Origin of the sequence: Saccharolobus solfataricus (assembly GCF_900079115.1) — an archaeon.
GTDB classification, from domain to species: Archaea; Thermoproteota; Thermoprotei_A; order Sulfolobales; family Sulfolobaceae; genus Saccharolobus; species Saccharolobus solfataricus.
In genome coordinates, this window is the sequence record NZ_LT549890.1 from 1,327,415 (window position 1) to 1,350,353 (window position 22,939).

Consider the following 22,939-nt stretch of genomic DNA (forward strand, 5'->3'; position numbering starts at 1 on the left):
AAAGAGTTATTAGTTTGCATTGTCTATCTATATAATGTGTTCTTTACTCATTCAGATATGCTGTTGCTTTCAAAGAGGATAAAGAAGTTACCTAAGAACGTGGATGAGGAGCTGAGGGGATGGAATTGGAGCGAACCACCAGTTTACACTAGGTCCCTTTCACAGGTATCAATTTCCGAAATGGTTTACTGTAGTACTCTGAGGAACGTTTACCTTAAGGTAAAGGGCTTTAGGGGAGAAATAGGTAGGCAAATACTTCAAGGTTCACTTATCCACACGATTTACGCTATTGGCATTGAAGCAATCAAACGTTTTATTTATTCAAGGGAAAGCATTGATGGGAGTACTCTGAGAACGCTAATGGGAGATGAGTTTTACTCCCTACTTAAGGACTTAAGGGAGGAAGAGGGGATTTACGCAAAGGTCTTATGGGATCACATTACGAACATTTATTCAGCTGAACTGGATAGGGTTAGGAGTAAGTTCACTAACTTAACTAGGGATTCCTTGGTCTCCCAAGTTGTGCCGTTTTACGTTGAGTTTCCAGTTGATGGTTCCCTTCTGGGCTTGACCAATTTAAGGGTCGACGCCTTTATCCCTCACCTTCCCCTAATAGCGGAAATGAAGACTGGGAAATACAGATACACTCACGAGTTGTCCCTTGCAGGATACGCTTTGGCAATTGAGAGCCAGTACGAGATACCCATTGATTTTGGTTACTTGTGTTATGTTACTGTGACTGAAAAGGAGGTTAAGAATAACTGCAAGCTGATTCCCATTTCAGATTCCTTGAGGAGTGAGTTCTTGGACATGAGGGATAAGGCTCAAGACATAATGGATAAGGGTGTGGATCCTGGGATAGCTAAGGATTGTGAGAGTGATTGCATGTTTTATAAGGTTTGTCACCCTTAATGTATTAATGACAATAAGTGGGATTACGATAAAGCACTTCGCCTATTGTCCTCAAATAGTTAGGATAGAGAGCATGGGGTTCACTGAGAGAGTGAGCGAGGCCATGATTGAGGGGGAACAAGTCGAGAAAGATAAGGTTATGAACTTCCTTTACGCTACGTTAAAACCGTTGAATGTTGTGGGAAAACCGATCTTTAGGTATGGGGACTTGATCGGTTCACCGGACTACGTTTTGATTTACCCAAATCACTGGGTTCCACTTGACGTTAAGAGTGGGAGGAAGAGGTATGATCACAAGTTGCAAATGAAGTATTACCTTTACTTAATGGACATGAATGGGATTAACGTGAAGGAGGGGTTACTGTATTACGTTAGCCTTAAGGAAATGGTTAGGTTAGAGTACAATTACGCTGAGAAGAGGTATGTGGAGAAGGTTTTGAGTAAGATAAGGGAAGCCATAAACGGTAAGGTGAGGGTTGTTCAAGACGCGAGGAAGTGCTATAATTGTGGATTTTTCGTCTATTGTAAACCTAAAATAAAGGGAAATTTAGCTTATGTTGATTGAGAAAAAGCATACTAAAACGTATTAGCATTTGAAGATATATACATACTAAGCAGATTGTTGATAGGAAAGGAATATTATTGGGTAAAACTGGTTTTTGAATAATATGCAAAAGCCTTCTTCTCTTTATTATGCTAACCTTTTCAAGTATTGTGATAAGCATTCAACCACTTAGGTAGCTTATACGAAAAGGGGATGAGCGTTAATAGGTATAAGTTATACTTCGTCAGACTTTAAAGGGCAAGAAAACTTCACTCAGTATTGACGTCCAAGGTTCACCGCACCTCTTCACACTATACGTAAGGTCATTTACTCTCTTGGATATGGAGCGTAGGAACCTCGTTGCATCCCACATTAAGGTCTCGAAGTCCGTGTAAATCTTCGAGTAGAGCCTTTTCTTGAGGACTGCCCACGGCCCCTCCGCCGGACTCTTATCCGGAGAGTAAGGCGGCAGATAAACAAACTCCACCCCATTTTCCTCAAGGAATTCCCTCACTTCATTACCGTGTATTCTAGCATTATCCATCACTATCACGGTCTTCTCGTCCTTTATTACCTTCCTCAAGTAGAGTATAATATCTTTTGAGTTCAGCGAGGGCTTCTTGTATGTCGAATAGGAGAAAGTTATTCCCTCTTTACTAATCGTTATCCCGCCTACTACTGCAAACCTCTTCCTCTTAGGGTTGACCTTTATCCCTCCTCCGACCTTCATCCAGCCTTTACCCTTGTTTATGTAGGACACGTACGACTCATCGAAGATGTGTACCTTGTACCCTTCTCTTATTTTTTAAAAAGCTTCTCCCCTTGTTCCTTCACCCACCTTTCTACAGCGTTATCGTCTCTAACGTAAGTTCTCTTTCCTTTCTTGTACTTGAAGCCTAACTTCTTGAGGACTGGGCTTAAACTCCTCGGGTTGTACTTTATCCCAAATTCCTTGTCAAGTATATACGCTATGAGCTTCAAGGTCCAGAAATCGTAGTTCAAGCCGAAATCTCTTGGGCTCTTTTCTAAGATTCGGACGAGCTTTTCCTCGTCCTTCAGTTTCGTGGGTCCCTTCCTCGGCTTAGCGCTCAGGTCACCTTTCCTCAACCACTTGTACACGGTAAAGATGGAGACGTCATACTTCTTGGCAACGTCCTTTATACTCATCCCGTTCCTCACATCTTTTACAGCGTTAATCCTCCTCTCTTCCTCTTGTTTCTTGTTGAGCCTTATACCGTGCATTCTGGATTTCGGCATAACAATTTAGTATTACTCATGAAATATAAATCTTGCTCTTTAAAGTCTGACGAAGTATAAGATGTAGTGAAACAAGTAGAGGAAGAAACAAGGATCCAAATTTGTAAAATTAATTAAATTTCAGTAATCCCATTTGAGAGTTGACAACAACTTTGTTAATTCAGTATAAAAATCATGTAAAGTATAAGTTTAGTTTCAATTCATCATGTAGTTTCTTCATGAATAAGATGTATATATTACAATTTTAATCTGAATTAAAAATTTTTATTGTATAGTTAAAGTGTCTAAAGGAAGAAGAGTTTAAGATAATTTTAAATGAGTTTCAAATAAATGAATTTACTATCAATACCGGCACTTTAAAGCGAAATCTTTAAAAATCCTTATATTTATTCCTTTTGTTATGGAAGTACACGTATGCTCTGTAGGAACTTCATTATTAAAGAATTCCCTAGATGATGATAACGTGAGGAAGGAGATTGAAAGGCTTGGGCTAAAGGACTGGGATAGGCTTAAGTTTGACGATGATAGACAGAATAGGATAAAGGAAAATTTCGACTCACTTAGGAAAATGTTATTGAAATTCATCAGAAGTAAAGGTAGAAGAGCTTCAGCTGAACTAGATTCGTTGTTTTCCACTTTCGAAAAGCTAAAGCACAATAAGAGTGAAATCTATGTTTTCCTTTACTCTACCAATACATCAAATTCGCAATTGGCAGGAGAGGTTATAAGGGATTATCTAATTGAAGAGGGAATCAGATCTGAACTAGTTACTGTAAAGACCATATCGTCTGAGGAAAATTTCTATGAGGGAATTGTGGATTTATTCGATAAAGTAATTTATAGAATATTGAAGTTTAAAGAGCAAGATAACGAGGTTTATATCAACGCTACGCCGGGACTAAAGCCGGAATCCATATTTCTAACTTTGGCTGGTCTTTTAGCTGGTGCAGATTTAATCTACTATAAGTATCAAGAATTTAATGATGTGGTAATACTCCCTTCCCCTCCTATAACTATTAGGCCGAAATATTTAGATTGGTTAATCAGATTCGCTATCTCCGGTTATACGCTATCTGAGAAGAGAGCTGAAGAACTGGGAATTCCGGTAAGGTTACTTGAAGCTAAAATGCTTGTTGAGAGGAAAGGAGAGGATGCTTATAGATTAAAAGATTGGGTGAGGAAGTTGTTAGGTATTTATCTACCTATCGGAGCCCAAAATAAGTATTATAGAGTTATTGTTGAAGGAGAAGGTGAAAGGACGTTTGATAACGAAGTAGAGGCTTATAATTATATGGAGAGTAAGAGGAAAGAAGGGAAGAATGTAAGGGTTGAAGTGCCGGATAGGGTGTATTTCCTTGGACTTTGAGTTAGAAACTGAGGGTATAAAAGTTAGGGCTAAAGTAGACACTGGGTTTGATGGAGAAATCATTGTAACTAAGGAGATTTTCGATAAGATACCATATAATTCCTCTGATGGGACCAGAATTTGCACAGCTTCTATGGAGTGTTACTCTACTTTCGTAAAGTTAGTTAGGACTAAATTCTTAGGTAGAGAAATTACAGCTGAAGTTTTGAATTCTCCAGTTATAGAAAAGAATATAATCGGAGAGGGACTTTTAAAGAAAGTAAGCGCGGTTATAAACTATAAGGATAATAAGATAGAAGACCCTTGACTACAGTATCTTTTTTGAGTATTTCTAGAAAGCTGAGGATTAGAGATGTTTCTTAGTGTTGTCATTGAGCTATTCATATTTCTATTTAGAATATAAGGCATACAAAACTAGTGCTTTCAGAAAGTTTATAGCTTTAGGCAAAGGATATACCACCAGATCATAGTCTAAGAACTTTTCCAAAATACTAACGTTATTTTGCAACTACTATTTGTAGAGATTTCCCTTGTTTAATAAGTTTATACCCTAATGACGACACTATCTTCACACTTGCCCATTTTTAGTAATTTCATTTAAAAAAGATATGTGAAGAAGTTGAATGAACCCCGACGTATCTCGGTAGACCCAAAATCATTTTACAAAAAATAATTTTGGTTGGGTAATATCAGATTCTGAAAAATAATAGAATTTATAGCTTTAACAAGAACGCAACTAATTGAAGAAAGATTTAAGGTGAGGAAGCCGGTATTATCACGTGGTGAAGACAAGGTGATAACACCTGGTCTTCCCCACCAAAATAATATACAACAAGTAGGGTATAAATTACTTTCCATGTTGAGCTTCAAGGGAAGAAAGGCTGAGGAGGTATCGAGAGTTCTGGTCTCCGCGTGCTTGTGGAACGACTCCGTGGAAAGCAAGTCCAAAGGGTATAACGTGTCACCACAGACCGTGAGGAACTACGTGAGAGTGTCCGGAATGTAAAAAATTGAATTTTTATTGGCAAGAATAAATTGGTTTCTAGTATTATCTTGGATTAAATTGGAGTAACACTTAAGTTATGGGAGTAGAGGGTAGTACCATGGCAAGAACATTAAGACACATACCAAACTTGATGTACTACCCTCTTCCCCCAATAGAGGATATGCCGTGGAGGGAAAAATGGTTAACGGAGATCAAGCCCGTGCTGGACGCCATGGATTTGGAGAGGGTCCTTGGCGAGGGCGCGCTGGTTTACCTGAAGTTGTTAATCGTCATGGTGCTCTATTCCTGCTCCTATAGGGACGCGGTGAAAATGGTCAACGTGAACGTGGTCGTGGCCTGGTTCGTGGGGAGGAAGGTGGGGAAGAGCACGCTGCACGACTTCGTGGGCAGGTTGTACGGGGTGAGGAAGAAGTTGTTGGAGATTTCCTTCAAGCTTGAGGAGAAGTGCCTACCCAGTTACCTCCCTGCGAGCGCGCATCTCGTGGACTTCATGGCGTGGCTAGTGGACTCCTTCCTACTGGACTTACCTCCTGGGAAGAGGAGCGTGGAGACCTTTCGGGAGAAGGCGGAGCTGGAGAGGAGGGAAGGTAACCTGGAGAGGGCCAGGAAGCTGCTCTCCCTGGGGAGAACCAAGAGGAGGTTCGAGGGAAGGTGGACCAAGAAGAGAGGGGTCTCGCACTACGGGCTCAAGGCAGTGGCCGTGATCTCCGTCTCCCTCTTCGTGAGGTCCATCACGGTGAAGCCGGCCAACTTCTCGGACAAGAGGTTCAAGTCACCGCTCAAGGGGATTAAGATCGCGGACAGGGGATTCTCTCCCTCCCCGACACAGCTCATAGCGCGGGAGAAGCCCTTCACTACCCTGAGGGCCCACGTGGAGTTCTTCGGCACCTACCTGAACGCGTTCTGGAGGCCCTACGGGACCACGACCTGGAGGAACGACGTCTTCCTTCACGTCCTGGGAGTGATCTACAACATCAAGATATTCCTCGCGATCCAACGGAGGACTCCTCCAGAACGTAGAGCCGTTCAGCTCTGAGACGCACCTCCTCGCGATCAGACAACGCTATGCGCGATAGGTAAATCCTCTCGTCTTGATATTTTTCCATTATAAAGTTTTTCTCGGTGATCCAGGTCCTATCCTTCTGGCAATATTAATATTTATCATTCTGTTTATCTATTCGTTCAGATAATTACATTCCGGACACTCTCACGTGGAGGAGCAGGGAACTGAGGTGATCGAGAAGCTATTAGAGTCCATGAGGAGGATTTCCATGGAGATACTCAAGGGAGTGAAGGAAGTCGACATCTCCATAGACTGGACAACCAAGACGTGGTATGGTAAGCCGGTGGAGGGACTGGGTAGTTCAGCCAAGGGGAACTCGTGGAACTACGCTACCGCGACCACGAAGTATCAGAATATGGTGCTCCTCCTAGCTTTCGTTCCCCAAGTTAACGGGATGAGCAAGGATGAGATCGTGAAGCTTCTCATGGAGCAAATTGTGGGAATGGGCCTCAAGGTGGGGCTCGTAACCTTGGACGCGGGATTCTACACCGTGGAAGTCCTCAAGTTCATATCGCAGTTCAAGTTCGTGATAGGAGTCCCTGTGGGGGACGTGAAGATCTACGAGGAGTTCGACGGAGAGTACACGACAAACAGTAAGAGGTATAAGAAGGAAGAGCAGGTCAAGTTCAGACTCCTGGTGTATGGTAAGGAAATCGTTAAGAAGAGGAAGAAGACCGTGGTGTACTTCGCGAGGGCGACCAACCTCGACCTACCCAAGAGGGAAGTGCTGAAGTTGTACAACAAGGTTAGGAGTCCCATTGAGACGTCTTACAGGAACATCAAGGCCTTCCTTCCCTTCACGAGCTCCACCAAGTTCATCTTCCGCGAGTTGATCTTCGTGCTGGCCATGATCTTCTACTCGCTTTACACCGTGTTTAAGAACGTCATGACAAGAGAGGAGTTTAGATTGCTGCTCATCCTCTGCTTTCTAGACGATTTATCTGATCTAAAGGATTTTATATTTAATCTTGAGGAAACACTTATTAATACTATAGATTTATTTTTATGGAGGTGATTTTGGGTCTACCGTATCTAGGCGAGGAAGTGTATTAGTTTATAAGTCACTTTCTTATTCATTTCAACTATGGTAAAGCTAGTCGCAACTTTGGGTAAGTCTCCGGGAGGGATAGCTGAGACTTTGGATAATTTGATCTCTGGAAATTACGTAGCTCCTTTTGAGGCTAAGCAAATCAAGGTTAATGAGCTTGTCGTAATAAGGACTGAAGAGGTGACTGAGAGCTATTATTTCCTGAAAACTATTCTTCTATGTTGTTTGGATTTCACTAACGTTAAGGAAGTGTCGTTACCGTTTGACGATATTTCCTTTCCCCAAGATTTCATAACTGTTAGGGAAACTGTTAGGAAGGTTTTGAGTACTGGAGATTATTTGGACTTCTCTGGAGGAAGAAAGGCAATTACGGCAGCTGCAGTATTGACAGCAAGGGATGTTGGGGCTCACTTGGTTACAACTATTATTGATCAAGACGATTACATTAGAATGAATAAGAGGTATGAGGAACTGAAGGGTAAGGCATTGTCAGTTTATAACAAGGGGCAGTGTCTAAGTTACTTCTGCGATTTGATGTCGTCTAAGGCTAAGACTATAATATTTTTCTAAAAATAGAAATATTAGATATAATGGCAGCAAGAAAGGATGGTCTATCGCTAGATTTTAGTACGTTCTTGGATCCATATAGGGAGAAATACAGCGTATATTCATAAGCGTTAATTCCTTGAAAGCTCTGTTTGAGGTTTCACGTAATATTTGAAAAGGGCTACTATTATAGCTGATAGTCGTATTGTTAGATATGCAAAGGAAAAAATTGGCGTAATACAATTTGAAAAGAATTTGGTAAAGAGGTAAGTGGTTTTCAAAGTGTTGGAAAAATAGCGCTAAGACAGAGTGTAATACGGTGTACTTTTTTAGCGTACCAGGATTTTTTGAGTTGATCTGTTGACTTATACTTCCTTAGACTTTAAAGGTCAAGGTCAGCATAAGTCAAATAATAAGTTATGAGTTCAAACGTGATGATTATCCAAATTTTACCTTACCCTTTTATAACTTAATCAAGTATAAATTGTTACAATGTTTTAACTTTTCTCATAATATTATTACGAAAAGTCCTTTTTACTTCAATTCCTTTTATCCTTTAATCAAGGTTTGTTTTACTACTTGATGTTGTATATGTTATTTAATGAACTTATGAGGCTTATGTAAATATTTTATCTGTACTTTTTCGCATATTAGGAAAAATAACGTAACGTAATTATCGCAACATGTGAAGTTTCTTTTCGTAATACAAAACGTTTAAATAATAGGCAATATTTAAATATTGGAAAATACAAATGATTCTCTATGGAAGCGTCAGAACCAGTTGCGGAAACTATCTCGAAAAGGTTTTGGACATTAATAAAGATGTTGAGGTTTTACGTTGTGCTTAGGAGGTTTGGCTACATAGATCCCTTAATATATTCCATTGATCCGAAGCAAATAAAGGATGTATTGTCAGAGGCATTGAGAGAATTCGTTTCTTATACTTCCTCCTCATCTAGTAGAAGCATTGTTATTTATGATGATCCGAAAAATCCGGTAACTGCTCAAGCCCCTTGTCTAGTCGTAGCTAAGAGGGATGAGATTCCCCAAAACTTTCCCAGTATTTATCGGTATACAATTTACAAGATTGATAAATCTAGTGAGTACTGCATTTCTCCCCTTGTGGTAAATGATAAGTACGCTACACTTATTACACCTAATGAGTCAGTTATAAAGGAATTTTTTGATAAATTGGATTCAAATATTCAATACGCTCGAGTTTTAGCCTCACTTGCAGTTGGAGGTGAATAATATGTGGATATCCTTCTCCGTTAGGTATTTGGTAAACGTAGAAGATCTAAATAACGTAGAGTCTGCAGGGAACTACGTAAGGCATAGGAGAGCTCCATTAGTTTTTAAGGATAAAGACTCCTACACGGTAACATATGTGCCAGCAGTTAGTGGAGAAATGATAGCACATGGGTATCAAATGAATCTAGTCGAACTAGCGCTTCAAAGAAATCTACCAGTAGATAGTTTAGCTAAGCAGGGAATATTGATAAAGAGGGGTTCTGATGATAAGGTTCATGAAGGCACTAAATGCACTGATGAAAAAGGGTCGGATTACGAACTCTGCGTCATTAATGAGGATATAGTCGAGGATGTTGCTGGATTCATGAATCCAAACAAGCTAGTTAAGAGAACTTCAAATGTAGCCTTTAGTTACATGGTTCCTGCAATAGATGCAGTTAAAGCTTCAACAATATCTTCCCAATTTCACGTTAGGTATGCTAATAAAGAACTAATGGACAAATACAAGAACGAGAACATTCAATCCCTATATAATATCGAAACAGCGAGCGCATCGTATGTACTTACGGGTTACTTGAACGTTAACAGTGTAGGAAAGACACAAAACTATCCGGTAAAAGAAGTTGATAAGAAAAAGGATAGGGAAAAGGCTGCATTAGATGCCTTAATGTTAACTTTAACGCAATTCCTATTTGGCGCAAAGTTGACTAGATTTAAGCCCATAGTGGAGATAGAGGCCTTATTTGTTAGCGCTTCAGAGAAGCCTTTCAATCTACCACCCGTAACTGGAGACATTAAGAAATACATAGACCTTGTTAACTCTACAACGGATTCCTTCGCTAAAATTTTGAATATTAAACGGCCCGTAGTAAAGTACTATCTAAAGGAGGAGAAAGGTAACGTCAATACGCCAATAGATGCGTTTACGGTAATGTAAATGAAAGGTGTTGTTATTTTCGGTATTCACCATTGGGGTTTTTCAGTTAGAGTTCCCAGAACTTCCGCAGGTGGAAGTTCTTATATTGTTCCTCCCATAACGACTATTTTGGGTGCGTTAAGTAGAGGTTACTGTAGTGATTACGCTGTTAAGAACAACGTTTCTTGTACTAAGGAGTTCATAGATAAATTCTCATCTGATCTCTTCTGGGTTACTTACGGTACTGAGGAACATATGCTAATGCCCTATTCAGATCTCTTGAGGGAGGAGAGAGTACCATATAGACAGTCAAAGAATAGAAGTTTGGATCACGTAAGTGATTGGTTTGGAGTTTCAGCATTTGGAAAAGTTTACTGTGAAAACGTAAATTTTAGTATATTATTGCTACTGAACAAGGAAAATTCCGAATTCTGGAGTAAATTGGGTTGGCAAATAATATCATTAGGCACAAAGGAGTCGTTAGTTACAATAACTGATGTAAAGGTAGTTGACGTAGAGGAAAGTAGTGATGAGGATATTTATACGATATACTATATACCGGCAGAATGTTTAACAAATACAGAAGAGTTTGAAGTAGTGAACATGCCCGTAAAGAGCGTGTATGAGCTTTCCAGTAAGCCGAGTATTGGAGTTTTCTCAAATTTCTTAGTCCCAAGGAAGACTCCATTTATAGGAGGAAAGGTAAAGGTTAAGAAGAGTAACGTGAGAGGAGACATATGCAAGGTTTATAAAATGGCTGATAAATACGTGATAACCTTTAAGGAGGGATTAGAGAAATGGTATTCAAAATAAATCTTCCACCTGAGGGATTATTTGCTAGAAGTCTAGTAATAAGTGAACTATTAGGTTTAAATAACGTTGGGATTAGCATAGATAATGATGTAGTAAACATAGAAAGGAAAGAAGAGTTTAAGGACAATTTGAAGAATGAATTGAGCCAATTTAAACTCGTATTCAATAAGCTAAAGACGTATAAAAAGAACTACGCAAACGAAGTAAACCTTGCAGAGAAGGTCTTCAACGGTGATGTTGAGGAGTTCTTTAAAGAGGATAAAGAAGAATACTTTTTACCTTTAATTTTCCCAGAAATCATGGAGGCTGAAAAGTGGTTCGGAGGCTGGAGTGGGAGTGGAAAAGGATCTAAAAGAACTATTGGAGTTAACAGACAGTCCTTTATTCTGTCACTATTGAGTTTAGGAAAATATCAACTAGTTAGCTATAGGGCAGCTAAAGAACAAGTCACGGTTTTAGCTTTAGTAGATACCACTGTGATGTCGGATATGTGTAAACCCTCTAAGAAAAAAGAGCTCAGAGTCCAATCAAATTTAATAGCTCAACTATCTCACATTAGTAGATTGCTTATATTCTCAACTATATTGGATGAGCAAGGTTGTCAAGAAGTCCTCTTATTAAAAGAGGGAACACATAGAGCGGAAATATACGAGAGAAATTCGCACACCTCTTTAAGGCCATTAATTCGCTTCTGGACTTTAGTGGATGATGATAGTGTGGAGAGGAGGATCACTAGTCTAGCTAACCAATCTCCGGACTCACTTAACAAGGTATCAAATTACATCTTTGAGGGAATTAGGGGTACGTTATCACCGGTAGAAGTAGCATACATGATTGCTAGGGAGACGTATTTGAAGGAAGAGCAATCACCTCTAACTTCATGGGATGTGAAGAAAATAAGAGAGGCATTAGAAAGGATGAGAGTCGAGATGGAGGAGGTATACTCATCCACATGAGGAAAGGGATACAGAAAGTCTTGGACATTCTCAACTGTCGTGATAATTCAATTTATTATGAATGTGAAGACGTGAACTTCATTCTAACGTTCCCAACTGGTTACGGAAAAACCACGCTTTCTTTGGAAATCGTCCGAATGATTGACCTAAAGCCCACCCAAAACTTCAGTAGGTTAATTCACGTTGTTCCTACTAGGTCGTTGGCAAAGGATATTCAGAATTCAGCTTGTGAAAGAGGATTAGGATTTGCAGTTCAATACTCCTTCACTCCCTCTCACATAAAATCCCCACTTTTCTTAGCAAAGTTCATCATAACGACTTACGATTCGTTCTTACTAAACTTGTATAAGGCGTCAATAGGAGAGCCTTTCTCATATCACGGTCATTACGATTTGCCCAGATTTGGAATATACACTTCTCTAGTACACTTCGATGAATTCCACTTAATGAATGAGGGAAATTCATGGACCTCTCTGTTAGGGGCAGTTAGGCACTTATCTAAAGTGGGAGTGAATATGATACTCTCATCAGCTACGCCCAGTAAGAGCGTGGAGGAGGAATTAATCAGAATGATGGAGAACCGGAAAGTAGTTAGATTGGCAGTTGTAAACGAGTACGGCGAATCTGTGAAAAATAGGAATTGTGTGAAAGTGAGTGAAGGTTACTATGAGTGTGAAGTGGGAAGCGTGAAGTATACTAGCGTAGAGGTAGAGGATAAGATAAATGCCCCTGATATAAACATCAATTTTCTTGATAAAGAGGATGATGTATTAGGAGTAGTTAGGAGAAACAAGGATAAGAAAATTATGGTCATAGTGAACACTGTTGATAAGGCAATTACGCTCTACGAAAAGTTAAGGGATTTGTCTCCTTGCTTAATACACTCGAGGTTTAAGATAGGTGATAGGGATGAGAAGTTGAGAAAGGAGTGTAATATTATAATTGCAACTCAAGTCATTGAGGTTGGCGTTAACATTTCCTCTGAGGTGATGATAACTGAACAAGCTCCAATAACCTCTATTGTACAGAGAGTTGGTAGGCTATTAAGAGATAACAAAAAGGATAAGGGGGAACTTTACATATGGAAGAGCGGGAATTATTATCCCTACGACAAAGATGAAGTTGAAAACACTATTAAGGAGTTGGAAAGTAAGAAAAACGACATATCCTTAAAGGTACCTTCAAGTTACGGAGAAATTGTAGATAGAGTTATAAAGCCTCCAAGAGGAGACCCTGATTTATTAAGAGAGTTAGATAATATAGCGGAGAACTTATTCGCAACTAGAGAGGACTTAGAAAAATTACTTGATAAGTACTGTACTTTAACTAACTCATATGTTATAAACGTAGCGTATGATACGCCAGCTTCAGAGAGGGATCTGATTCCACTTGACGGAGATTTGGCACTTAAAATAGCTATTAAGGGTAACGATTGTGTCTACGCTTACGTAGAGGAATACAAGCCGGAGAGAAAGGTAGCGGTTGATAAGGTAAATGTAAGGGAAACTTGTGTTGAAATAGCAAAACCTTGTAGAGATTATAGGAAAGTCTTTTATGATGGAGATAAACGCTATATAATATACGCACTGAAGATAGATAAAGAACTTTACGATGAGGAAACTGGGTTGAGGTTGAGGAAATGACTTGTTGGGCATTTTACGGAATGGAAACTTTCAAACAACACAGTTTAGGTATACTCAATTTCTTTAGGGATAACTTCTCCTATATCATTCCAATTATATCATACAGGACTGGGATCGATAAGGAAACGGTGAGGAAGAGCGTGGAGATAGGCGTTTCCCTTCACGACATAGGTAAAACGTCTAAATACTATGATATGAGCTATTTCGGCCACGAATTTTACAGTGGGTATCTCGTTTACAAGATCCTACGAGAGTGTTGTGATTCAGAACTAAAACCGTTAATTGCACTGGCTGCAATGAGCCATCACCAAGGGATGGAGGGTAGAACGTTAAACGAGATGATCTTGAAGGGGAATTACACGAGGATTCCTTCATTTTACGAGTTGAGGGAAGAATGTAGAAATGATATCGTGGAAATACTAGGAGAAATTGGTGTGAAAGTAAAGGATTTCCCTCAAAAGGTTACTAGAAGTGACGTCAAGAGTTGGTTTCAAAAGTTGAACATTAAGTGGAAAAACTTATACGTTATAATCCTTGGACCGTTAATGATATCTGACACAGTTGTAGCTAACAAGAATAGGGGAGGGGATCAGTACAACAAAATAATAGAGGAATATGAGAAGTGGATAAACGTTAAATAATCGATTAGTTTTTTATACTTGCTTAAGTTATAAAGGGCAAGGTAAAATTGGATAATGATCATATTTGAACTCATAACTTATGACTTGATTTATGCTGACCTTAACCTTTAAAGTCTAAGGAAGTATAAAATCTACTAACCATGAAACTGAATCCCACTACCACACAACGTTACTTTTCTCCTCTCTTTCACTTCCAGAGTAACCTATCACAATCCTCTCTCTAAATTGATTTTCAGTTATTGGAACAATAAGTATGAAAAATCTCTCATCCTCTTGAAGCTTCTTCCTATTGCCAATTATTTTCAATCCAGCCTCAACGTCCTTAAGCCTAGACGAGTTTAAATCCCCCATGAACACACTATACTGTATTCTATCCAACCCCTTCTTCTTCAAGAACTCAGCAACCCTATTCCTAAGATTATCATCAGTAATGTCGTAAAATATTAGGTAAAGCATTGCCATTTCACTTCGCTAGGTATGGTCTGTATTCCTCGTCATTCAGTATAGCGTTAACTAACCTTCTAGCCTGAGTGTAAATCTCATCCTCCTTCACGTCAGAGAATAAAGAGTAGACTGTTTTCAAGTCAGTTACCTTATCCGCACTCTCCCTCGCTAATCCAATTAGCTTCCTATCAACAAAGGGACTCCTAAACTCCTCCATTAAGTCAAACACTAACGATATTCTACCACTCCTGAACTTGTGTAAAAACCCTATGTACGGATTTAATCCAACTGATATCACTGCCCCCCAAACGACCTTCCTCAGCATTCCATAACCTATATTCAAGGCCCTATTAAAGGGATCTAAGTTATCGCTAACCCTCTTCATCCTCCCCTTAAATCCCAAGGACTTAGGCAGTAAAGATTTAACTCCCCTCCAATAAACCTTAGCAGCCTCAGCCTCTTTTTGCATCACCTCCTCAGCAGTGTTAACGAACGTGATTTCCCTAGCCAATCTATCCAACTCTTGACTCGTTAGATTATACCCGTATTTCCTCTCATAATACCTTAACGTAACCCATTGGTTGTGAACTTTACCGTAAATAAACGCCTTTGCGAATTCGACTTTCCTCCTCTTCCAAGCAGTTAACTGTTTCAGCCAAACCTTAAATGAACCGGCGTATTTCGCAGGGATTAGCTTTGCATAGGGTTCATGTTTGTTGAAGAAAACTATTTCTATTCCGTACTCATTTGCGACCTTTACCACTTCAGATGAAATGGAGGAGTTCGTTAGAACGACTATGGAATGGAGTTCTGTAGGGGCAATGGACCACTTCACTTGATTCTTTATCTTACAGGTTATTAATCCCTTCTCAACCTTTAAATAGGCACCATAATCCTTAACGAACGCTATTTTCTTATCCATAGGTAAATTTGGTATTACCTCTTTAAAAATAGTTATGAGGAGTTCAAGACTATAATTTAGGTATACATTTCTCCTTTGTTTTGGTTTTCGGCAGATACAGTCACAGTTCCGTTTATAACACCTTGAAAACTCTCTCTGTGATACCTTATGAACCACTATTTCGAGTTAAGTTTAAAGTTACGTTAATCCATTTAATATACTGTGATTTACACACTTACATTTCGATTAAAACCCTCAAATGACGTAATTATTCCACCCTTCTCTTCTAAGCTCAGTAGGACGTTATTCTTATCCTTTTCCCCCACGTACTCGAAGATTATAGAGAGCAAGGAGCCGAACAAACCCTTGAGGATAACTGTTGTAAAGGACCAAGGCAAACCCTTGTACTCAAATGGGAAGAGTAAAGTGGTGCTAAAGGCAGAGAACACCTACACTTTTATCGTAAACACTCTATTGGAGGATGTGGTAAAGGAGGTAATAAGGGTTGAGAGTGTCAATAGGGAAATTTATAACACTAGTTTTCACGTAGAGTTGGTGAACGTTTCAGTAAAGGAAAACGTCATGGCAGAGGACGCCAGATTTTACAGAGTTCACTTCAAGACGCCTACGCTTTTACAACCCCCTAGGCCTAGGATGAAAAGAAAAGAGAACAGATACGTGTTATTCCCTTACGTTCCACTCCTCTTCTACTCTATAGCCTCCCACTGGAATAGATATATGGATAAGAAGATCGTTGGAGTTACTGGTAGTAAGACGTTATACTACTTTAGAGAGGTGAACTATAGGATAAGACCTATGACTGCTTATTACGGAAACATACCCAATAAGGGGTTTGTGGGATGGGTTGTGTTTGAGTTGAGTGCTAGAAAAGGCAGTAAGATAAGGGAGAACATTAGGAGGCTATTGGATTACGTAAATTACTTCGGCGTGGGAAAGAGTAGGAACATTGGCTTTGGAGAGGTAGAAGTAAAATCACTTAATGGTTAATGAAACGCTATTTTCTCACTCTAATGAGGATTATTTTACTTAGACTCTATTGCGTAATTTCAATTCCTTTTAGGATTAATCTTGAAGATAGAGTTAAATGAACTTTTGATGACACAAAACTTTCAATTCCTTTTAGGATTAATCGTCTACACCTCTTGCGTCTATTATGATATCATATTTGTCAACTTTCAATTCCTTTTAGGATTAATCAAATACGTTTTCTCCATTGTCATATTGCGCATAAGTTGACTTTCAATTCCTTTTAGGATTAATCACCAAGTGAAACTTGGAATATATAACCAAAAAGATATCTTTCAATTCCTTTTAGGATTAATCGATTCTTCAATAAAGCTGGTAATATACTTTGACAGAATCTTTCAATTCCTTTTAGGATTAATCAGTAATAGAAACTCATTCAGAGTCTCTTCCAACCCGTACACTTTCAATTCCTTTTAGGATTAATCCGTGGTAGTGGTGGTAGTTGTTGTTGTTGTAGGCGCTTTCAATTCCTTTTAGGATTAATCTAGTATAGTGTTACAGTTAAACGCTGTACCGAATAATGGCTTTCAATTCCTTTTAGGATTAATCTAGTATAGTGTTACAGTTAAACGCTGTACCGAATAATGGCTTTCAATTCCTTTTAGGATTAATCAAAATGTTTAATATTGGTGGAGTAGTTGATTTCGATAATATCTTTCAATTCCTTTTAGGATTAATCAAGGGTAATAGAAAGCATGCCCATATCAGCAAGTTCTAACTTTCAATTCCTTTTAGGATTAATCGTAAAATCCCCAACGCCACATACGTTATAAGGGAAGATACTTTCAATTCCTTTTAGGATTAATCCTAGTGTTAAAATATATTTCAAGCCTTACGATGAGAACTTTCAATTCCTTTTAGGATTAATCCATGCATCAGTTCATCGTAGTTGAACTCAGCATGGATCTTTCAATTCCTTTTAGGATTAATCCAAATCCATTCGAGGAAGTGTTAGAAGAGGTGTATGGTGACTTTCAATTCCTTTTAGGATTAATCCAGAGGGAAAAAGTTTGCAGGAGATTTCAAGTATTACACTTTCAATTCCTTTTAGGATTAATCCAATATTAAATATTAGTGATTTGGTAATAACGAAAATAAACTTTCAATTCCTTTTAGGATTAATCGAGTGAGACCATGATCATTAACACTGATATTACGGTAAGCTTTCAATTCCTTTTAGGATTAATCAACAAAACTTCACCAGTGATGGAACATTTGAATGTAACTTTCAATTCCTTTTAGGATTAATCTGTTAATATTGCCGGTTCGGCTAGTGATATAGTGTGGTTCTCTTTCAATTCCTTTTAGGATTAATCGGTAATGGTCTGTATATTGTCTTTAAGTATTTATCTTTCAATTCCTTTTAGGATTAATCAGCACTAATTGCGAGATTTGAGGATGCCATCAGAAGTAACTTTCAATTCCTTTTAGGATTAATCCAAGCTAAGATTGCGAGTACAAGCGATCACTTACACAAAGCTTTCAATTCCTTTTAGGATTAATCACGCCGTTTCTCTATAGTTATTGAACCATGCAATATCATTCTTTCAATTCCTTTTAGGATTAATCATTAGCTAAACCATTTCAAAGGCTAACATCTTCTATGTCTTTCAATTCCTTTTGGGATTAATCATAAATCCACAAAGTGGCCGTTCAAAGCAAAGAGTTTATTCTTTCAATTCCTTTTGGGATTAATCTGATATTTATTTTCTCGTGAAAAGTGGAGGGCCTAGAACCTTTCAATTCCTTTTGGGATTAATCATTATATCATGGAGACCCAGGTGCTGTGACTATCAACTTTCAATTCCTTTTGGGATTAATCAATTAGCCAGCGTGCCATCTGGGTAAACGTGTATTTTGGTTAACTTTCAATTCCTTTTGGGATTAATCATAATATATTTCGTTCCAACTACACCTAATGGATTCGGGCTTTCAATTCCTTTTGGGATTAATCTAATTGTCTGCCCTTGAGTTCCACTGAGAGAAACGCCTTTCAATTCCTTTTGGGATTAATCAAAAGACGTACAAATATACATCGCACCGAACGGACACATCTTTCAATTCCTTTTGGGATTAATCGGGTGCGTGCCCCACAGGTCGCGGGTCTACCCCTTGCCTTTCAATTCCTTTTGGGATTAATCTTATGTCGTTATCTTCTTCGTTTTTGCTGCGTTGTTTCTTTCAATTCCTTTTGGGATTAATCAAAATTTGAAACAATATCGCATCTTGAATAATTATCTTTCAATTCCTTTTGGGATTAATCCAAGATATATAATGGAGGTGGAAAAGATGAGTGGAGAAATCTTTCAATTCCTTTTGGGATTAATCGGAAATTGAAAATTATGATGCCATTTGATGAATATTGCTTTCAATTCCTTTTGGGATTAATCGAAGATCTATTAGAACTGTTAGACAGCTATGCAATGACTTTCAATTCCTTTTGGGATTAATCCTCTGCATCTTATCTAAATCGTGGTACATCTTTAGTAGTCCTTTCAATTCCTTTTGGGATTAATCGGAAGAATGTAAAATTGTGGAATTAGAAGATAAAAGCTTTCAATTCCTTTTGGGATTAATCTGTGCATCACTTCACCACTAAACTTCTCATAGAAGGCTTTCAATTCCTTTTGGGATTAATCCTTAAGACAATTGCAATTGCGCTATCTCCAGGTTTGAAATATACCTTTCAATTCCTTTTGGGATTAATCATGATGTAACATGATGGTGACAGTAGAAGAAGAAGTGTTCTTTCAATTCCTTTTGGGATTAATCAAGGATCTGTATAGTACAGTCACAAAGGAAGAAATCTTTCAATTCCTTTTGGGATTAATCAATTAGGAAATTTGTGGATCAACTGCCAGAATCTGACTTTCAATTCCTTTTGGGATTAATCCAGAAATTCTATACAATTTGACGATATCATCAAATCTTTCAATTCCTTTTGGGATTAATCTTTGGCAAGGAGAATTCAACATATAAAAAATGTTGCAAACTTTCAATTCCTTTTGGGATTAATCAATAGAGAAATATACAAGGGGAGATCTTTATGATAAAATCTTTCAATTCCTTTTGGGATTAATCCCAATATCGTGGACGCTGGATAGATTTGCATCCCCTGATGTCTTTCAATTCCTTTTGGGATTAATCCATGAAAGAGATCTCTGATGAAATGATGTCTACTTTGAACTTTCAATTCCTTTTGGGATTAATCAAAGAAGAAATTAAAGTAAATCAACTTCAAATAGAAACTTTCAATTCCTTTTGGGATTAATCTTCATCAGTGATTTGTTGGTGAAGTATAGTTGAAAATCCTTTCAATTCCTTTTGGGATTAATCCATCTGGACTCGAGGGGCAGGGACAGAAAGCAAATCGGCTTTCAATTCCTTTTGGGATTAATCGTGCGTCCGGGTCACCGATTTTGTTCAATCCATATGCTCTTTCAATTCCTTTTGGGATTAATCAACGCATTTATCAATAAGAACCGAGCGGTGGTGAAAAGCTTTCAATTCCTTTTGGGATTAATCTTGAGCTGAAAATCAACACTACTACCAGGATATGATGTGCTTTCAATTCCTTTTGGGATTAATCGAAAACTGCGCCTGGAGATTACCTAGTCGAATTTTTCTTTCAATTCCTTTTGGGATTAATCAAGTATGCATTTCCAGGATTTGTTACTCCACACCAGCCCTTTCAATTCCTTTTGGGATTAATCCTAATGTATCACTCACATCTTTTGATATAATGATACTCTTTCAATTCCTTTTGGGATTAATCCTTGACAACTTGGCTATGGAACTTGCAACCGTAGATGACTTTCAATTCCTTTTGGGATTAATCCGAATAAAGATACGCAACGCCAAGAGGAAGACTAACTTTCAATTCCTTTTGGGATTAATCAATGTCCATATGGTGGCCCCCCAATTTCTCTAGAGTAGCTTTCAATTCCTTTTGGGATTAATCTGTTGTGTTTTTATACTTCCTATTTTTCTTTTCTCCTTTCTTACTTATAAATCTTCATGACTACCCTTTACTCTTCATGCGACCAATTTTAGTTGTAATTAATTTAACAATTTCTGGTCGCAAGGATTTTATGTTAAATTGAAACATTGGGTATCATTTATAAACGTTCAATTATTATAGAAAGATTCGTTTCGGTCGCATTGAGACTCGAACTTTCACACTTTTAAACAACTTCATAAAAACGAAGTTTGAAGTTCTCTATTTGATAATAATGTTTCACTGATTTCGTATCATATCGAAAAATATTTTTTATCTCTTATCGCTCTCCTTTCATCTTTCTTTCATTGCAACGTATAATTATCTTTTTAAACTTACTTTTAAATACGTAATATTTCCTAATTTCACTAAGGCTGATAAAGTAAAATCTTTTTAACGTCAGAATTACTTTTTATTAACGTACGGTATATAGATAATTATGAGGATAAATTATATATAAAAGGGAGTTTAATGCCAGAAATCTATGAGTAAAACTTTTAATTATTTTTGTAGAACGTCTATTATGTTATCGCAAAATAGGTTACTATTTTACATTGCTGGGGACGTATCGGGATATAACGTAGTTAAATACATTTACGGAGAGAAAAGTGACTATTCGTTCTTCACAGCCCATTTCTTTTACAAGATATTATCTCCCATTAAAGTAATTTCATTATTACCAGATATCTGGTAAAGGATATGCAAAAGGCTGGCGAAGTTTATAAACAAGCGATTAAACGTAATGTGACAGTTTACATGAAAAATATATATTTGCTTATAGTCTAAAGGGCAACAACGTTTCCAAAATTACATAAAGACCTTTCCGTATATTAGGAAGAGAGTTTGTCCTTTAAAGTCTCAGAAAGTATAACTCATTAAATTATATGGACAATTTTCTAAATGAGAAATTGTACCAAATACCGGAGTTGGCAATATCGTTATTCTAACCGAAGGTCAAGGGTGAAACAAGAAAGCAAAATAAAAGCGACCTTAAACTTGAGTGTGATCAACAATTTCCCGTTCATTTAAAATTTAGTTAAAATTCCTTAACGTCTCTTATTTTAAATTCTCCGATTAACAATAAAAACTTTCGAATAAAAATAAAATTACAACGTCATTGCTTTATTGACAGATAGACCTTGTGATGAATTGAAACTAGATTTATACTTTAAATGATTTATACTGAATTAACAAAATTGTTGGCTATATTCCTAAACCTCATTGATCTCCTTGATAACTAGTTCTGATATGCAACGTGATTAAGGATTAGATCTCTTTAGAGTTGTTGAAATCCTTTGAGGAGTTTTAATTTACTCTCAAGCATGAAATTAAAGAGTTATCAGTGGTGTTTCACCAAATTATTTCATATGAAAGATATAATATTAGCCCTTTCAAAAAGAGATTGATATAGAGAAAAACAATAAAATTATTATGAAACATAACATGTTAAGGTAATTTGCAAAAAATATAGCGTACAATTCTAATAATAAGAGGAGAATTCTGAATTTTTCTCACGTGGTGAAAACGACGTGCATAGTCTCCTCTGAACACCGAGAAAGTTAGAGAAGCTTGACGAATGAATCGAAGGACAAAACCTTCTTACACGTGGACTTGAAGTTAAAGAGAAGATGATTCACTAGATTCCACGCAGAATCCAGAACCGTGTAATAGAGGAACAAGAAGATCTTATTACTCAACTTCCTAACATACCTTATCCTTGCCTTCCTAACCTTGAAACCCTCCTCAACCTGCCACCTCAACCTATAGAGTTCAGCCAGTTCATAGGGATCTCCCTCGAAGTTCGTCACGAACATAAAGTGCCTCGGCTTCCCCTTAACGTAAACCACATCGTAATAATAAAGCCCTTCAAATTCCAAGACCCTATACGCAACGTAAACCTTGTCCTTAACCTCATATCTCTTCTCAACTAATGGAACGTTAGATAGTTCCTTGAATCCCTTCAAGTTCGACTTTCCTCTCACAATGGTCTTCACGGGCATTTCCTTGATGACCCCTAGGTTCAAGAATCCGGCGTCAGCTACAACGTAATCTATTTCCATGTATTGGCTTACTTCCCTCACGCTCCTGAGTAGGAACTGTGATGGACTGTCGCTTCTCAAATCTGCTACCTCCACTAGGAGGGGTAACCTTAAGGGATATACGAGGTCCAAGGATCTCATCTTTACTCCTTTTCTCTTCCAGTTGTAGAGTAGAAAGCCCTCTGCTTTTTCTTGTTCCTTTTCTCCCACGGTTAATCCGGTCTCATCTACAGCGACTACGTTGATCTCTCCCTTTACTTCTCTGTAGATTGGGTAGAACTTGAAGGTTCTCTGACCTTTACTAATTACTTTCTCGCCTCGTCTTACTACCTTCAAGTAGTATTTTCCTCTGTTTCCGGTTAGCAAGGATGGTGCTGCTTTCACTATTTCCGGGTCTAGATCTTGAGAGATAACGTTAATATTGTTTGTTGCTAAAGTTATAGCGAGGGACTTCAGCTCCGTTTTGGATACTTGTATGGTTTGCATAACGGAGTTATGGAGTCCCTCGCTTTAACCTTTTCTTGTTCATCTCGTCCTTCCACCTACTTT

Annotated in this window: 17 protein-coding genes, 3 pseudogenes and 1 CRISPR repeat array; of the genes and pseudogenes, 16 read left to right on the forward strand and 4 right to left on the reverse strand. The window is 38.0% G+C overall.

Annotated features, from left to right (window positions below; all coding sequences use genetic code 11):
* Window positions 1-57: 57 nt before the first annotated feature.
* Together cas4a and cas4 are read left to right on the forward strand one after the other, a co-directional pair.
* A complete protein-coding gene (gene cas4a, locus SSOP1_RS07315) occupies window positions 58-912 on the forward strand; it encodes a type I-A CRISPR-associated protein Cas4/Csa1 (protein WP_009990076.1) in 855 nt (284 codons plus the stop codon).
* A gap of 7 nt (window positions 913-919) precedes the next feature.
* Entirely contained in the window at window positions 920-1,477 is a 558-nt protein-coding gene (gene cas4, locus SSOP1_RS07320; RefSeq protein WP_009990075.1) for a CRISPR-associated protein Cas4, read from the forward strand.
* A 223-nt stretch (window positions 1,478-1,700) separates the two neighbouring features.
* Here the strand turns inward: cas4 and SSOP1_RS16345 are convergent.
* Window positions 1,701-2,713: pseudogene (locus tag SSOP1_RS16345) on the reverse strand (IS630-like element ISC1078 family transposase).
* A 400-nt stretch (window positions 2,714-3,113) separates the two neighbouring features.
* Between SSOP1_RS16345 and SSOP1_RS07335 the strand changes: the two are divergent.
* The 12 genes and pseudogenes from SSOP1_RS07335 (at window position 3,114) to SSOP1_RS07390 (ending at window position 13,962) form a co-directional block, all read left to right on the forward strand.
* On the forward strand, window positions 3,114-4,079 hold the full coding sequence (locus SSOP1_RS07335) for a CRISPR system ring nuclease (RefSeq protein WP_009990074.1): 966 nt from the start codon (window positions 3,114-3,116) through the stop codon (window positions 4,077-4,079).
* Complete coding sequence (locus SSOP1_RS07340; RefSeq protein WP_009990072.1) at window positions 4,069-4,386, forward strand: clan AA aspartic protease; 318 nt, start codon at window positions 4,069-4,071, stop codon at window positions 4,384-4,386. The genes SSOP1_RS07335 and SSOP1_RS07340 overlap by 11 nt, the downstream gene beginning before the upstream one ends.
* Window positions 4,387-4,872: 486 nt before the next feature.
* Window positions 4,873-5,082, forward strand: a pseudogene (locus SSOP1_RS07345) (DUF4322 domain-containing protein); the annotation flags it as partial.
* Window positions 5,083-5,161: 79 nt separating this feature from the next.
* A complete protein-coding gene (locus SSOP1_RS07350; protein ID WP_063492804.1) occupies window positions 5,162-6,121 on the forward strand; it encodes an IS5-like element ISC1234 family transposase in 960 nt (319 codons plus the stop codon).
* 169 nt (window positions 6,122-6,290) lie between these two features.
* Window positions 6,291-7,163 (forward strand): annotated as a pseudogene (locus tag SSOP1_RS07355) (ISH3-like element ISC1225 family transposase); the annotation flags it as partial.
* 69 nt (window positions 7,164-7,232) lie between these two features.
* Entirely contained in the window at window positions 7,233-7,766 is a 534-nt protein-coding gene (crn1, locus tag SSOP1_RS07360) for a CRISPR-associated ring nuclease Crn1 (RefSeq protein ID WP_009988389.1), read from the forward strand.
* A 738-nt stretch (window positions 7,767-8,504) separates the two neighbouring features.
* A complete protein-coding gene (gene csa5, locus SSOP1_RS07365) occupies window positions 8,505-8,993 on the forward strand; it encodes a type I-A CRISPR-associated protein Csa5 (protein WP_009988390.1) in 489 nt (162 codons plus the stop codon).
* Window position 8,994: 1 nt separating this feature from the next.
* Complete coding sequence (cas7a, locus tag SSOP1_RS07370) at window positions 8,995-9,930, forward strand: type I-A CRISPR-associated protein Cas7/Csa2 (RefSeq protein WP_009988393.1); 936 nt, start codon at window positions 8,995-8,997, stop codon at window positions 9,928-9,930.
* A complete protein-coding gene (gene cas5a / locus SSOP1_RS07375; protein WP_009988394.1) occupies window positions 9,931-10,722 on the forward strand; it encodes a type I-A CRISPR-associated protein Cas5a in 792 nt (263 codons plus the stop codon).
* Window positions 10,707-11,678: a hypothetical protein gene (locus tag SSOP1_RS07380; protein ID WP_009988397.1), complete on the forward strand. Its 972-nt coding sequence runs from the start codon at window positions 10,707-10,709 to the stop codon at window positions 11,676-11,678. The genes cas5a and SSOP1_RS07380 overlap by 16 nt, the downstream gene beginning before the upstream one ends.
* Window positions 11,675-13,321, forward strand: a complete 1,647-nt coding sequence (gene cas3 / locus SSOP1_RS07385; protein ID WP_009988399.1) for a CRISPR-associated helicase Cas3' — start codon at window positions 11,675-11,677, stop codon at window positions 13,319-13,321. The genes SSOP1_RS07380 and cas3 overlap by 4 nt, the downstream gene beginning before the upstream one ends.
* Entirely contained in the window at window positions 13,318-13,962 is a 645-nt protein-coding gene (locus tag SSOP1_RS07390; protein ID WP_009988400.1) for a CRISPR-associated endonuclease Cas3'', read from the forward strand. Before cas3 ends, SSOP1_RS07390 begins: the two co-directional genes overlap by 4 nt.
* Before the next feature lie 156 nt (window positions 13,963-14,118).
* Here the strand turns inward: SSOP1_RS07390 and cas2 are convergent, their stop codons facing one another.
* Together cas2 and cas1 are read right to left on the reverse strand one after the other, a co-directional pair.
* Entirely contained in the window at window positions 14,119-14,424 is a 306-nt protein-coding gene (gene cas2, locus SSOP1_RS07395) for a CRISPR-associated endonuclease Cas2 (RefSeq protein ID WP_009988403.1), read from the reverse strand.
* A 1-nt stretch (window position 14,425) separates the two neighbouring features.
* Entirely contained in the window at window positions 14,426-15,328 is a 903-nt protein-coding gene (gene cas1 / locus SSOP1_RS07400) for a CRISPR-associated endonuclease Cas1 (protein WP_009988404.1), read from the reverse strand.
* A gap of 201 nt (window positions 15,329-15,529) precedes the next feature.
* On the opposite strand from cas1, the gene cas6 reads away from it, so the two are divergent.
* Both cas6 and SSOP1_RS16985 read left to right on the forward strand, forming a co-directional pair.
* A complete protein-coding gene (gene cas6, locus SSOP1_RS07405) occupies window positions 15,530-16,315 on the forward strand; it encodes a CRISPR-associated endoribonuclease Cas6 (protein ID WP_009988407.1) in 786 nt (261 codons plus the stop codon).
* A 56-nt stretch (window positions 16,316-16,371) separates the two neighbouring features.
* Window positions 16,372-20,315: a CRISPR direct-repeat array (repeat unit 25 nt; unit sequence CTTTCAATTCCTTTTGGGATTAATC).
* A gap of 559 nt (window positions 20,316-20,874) precedes the next feature.
* Complete coding sequence (locus tag SSOP1_RS16985; RefSeq protein ID WP_014511649.1) at window positions 20,875-21,045, forward strand: CRISPR-associated protein DxTHG; 171 nt, start codon at window positions 20,875-20,877, stop codon at window positions 21,043-21,045.
* 865 nt (window positions 21,046-21,910) lie between these two features.
* Here SSOP1_RS16985 and SSOP1_RS07410 read toward each other — a convergent pair.
* Complete coding sequence (locus SSOP1_RS07410; protein WP_010923988.1) at window positions 21,911-22,876, reverse strand: ISH3-like element ISC1439A family transposase; 966 nt, start codon at window positions 22,874-22,876, stop codon at window positions 21,911-21,913.
* Between the last annotated feature and the right edge of the window lie 63 nt (window positions 22,877-22,939).

Coding starts and splice junctions, on each gene's coding strand:
- cas4a (WP_009990076.1), top strand. CDS start 58: ATGCTGTTGCTTTCAAAGAGGATAAAGAAGTTACCTAAGAACGTGGAT.
- cas4 (WP_009990075.1), top strand. CDS start 920: ATGACAATAAGTGGGATTACGATAAAGCACTTCGCCTATTGTCCTCAA.
- SSOP1_RS07335 (WP_009990074.1), top strand. CDS start 3,114: ATGGAAGTACACGTATGCTCTGTAGGAACTTCATTATTAAAGAATTCC.
- SSOP1_RS07350 (WP_063492804.1), top strand. CDS start 5,162: ATGGGAGTAGAGGGTAGTACCATGGCAAGAACATTAAGACACATACCA.
- crn1 (WP_009988389.1), top strand. CDS start 7,233: ATGGTAAAGCTAGTCGCAACTTTGGGTAAGTCTCCGGGAGGGATAGCT.
- csa5 (WP_009988390.1), top strand. CDS start 8,505: ATGGAAGCGTCAGAACCAGTTGCGGAAACTATCTCGAAAAGGTTTTGG.
- cas7a (WP_009988393.1), top strand. CDS start 8,995: ATGTGGATATCCTTCTCCGTTAGGTATTTGGTAAACGTAGAAGATCTA.
- cas5a (WP_009988394.1), top strand. CDS start 9,931: ATGAAAGGTGTTGTTATTTTCGGTATTCACCATTGGGGTTTTTCAGTT.
- SSOP1_RS07380 (WP_009988397.1), top strand. CDS start 10,707: ATGGTATTCAAAATAAATCTTCCACCTGAGGGATTATTTGCTAGAAGT.
- cas3 (WP_009988399.1), top strand. CDS start 11,675: ATGAGGAAAGGGATACAGAAAGTCTTGGACATTCTCAACTGTCGTGAT.
- SSOP1_RS07390 (WP_009988400.1), top strand. CDS start 13,318: ATGACTTGTTGGGCATTTTACGGAATGGAAACTTTCAAACAACACAGT.
- cas2 (WP_009988403.1), bottom strand. CDS start 14,424: ATGGCAATGCTTTACCTAATATTTTACGACATTACTGATGATAATCTT.
- cas1 (WP_009988404.1), bottom strand. CDS start 15,328: ATGGATAAGAAAATAGCGTTCGTTAAGGATTATGGTGCCTATTTAAAG.
- SSOP1_RS16985 (WP_014511649.1), top strand. CDS start 20,875: ATGTTATCGCAAAATAGGTTACTATTTTACATTGCTGGGGACGTATCG.
- SSOP1_RS07410 (WP_010923988.1), bottom strand. CDS start 22,876: ATGCAAACCATACAAGTATCCAAAACGGAGCTGAAGTCCCTCGCTATA.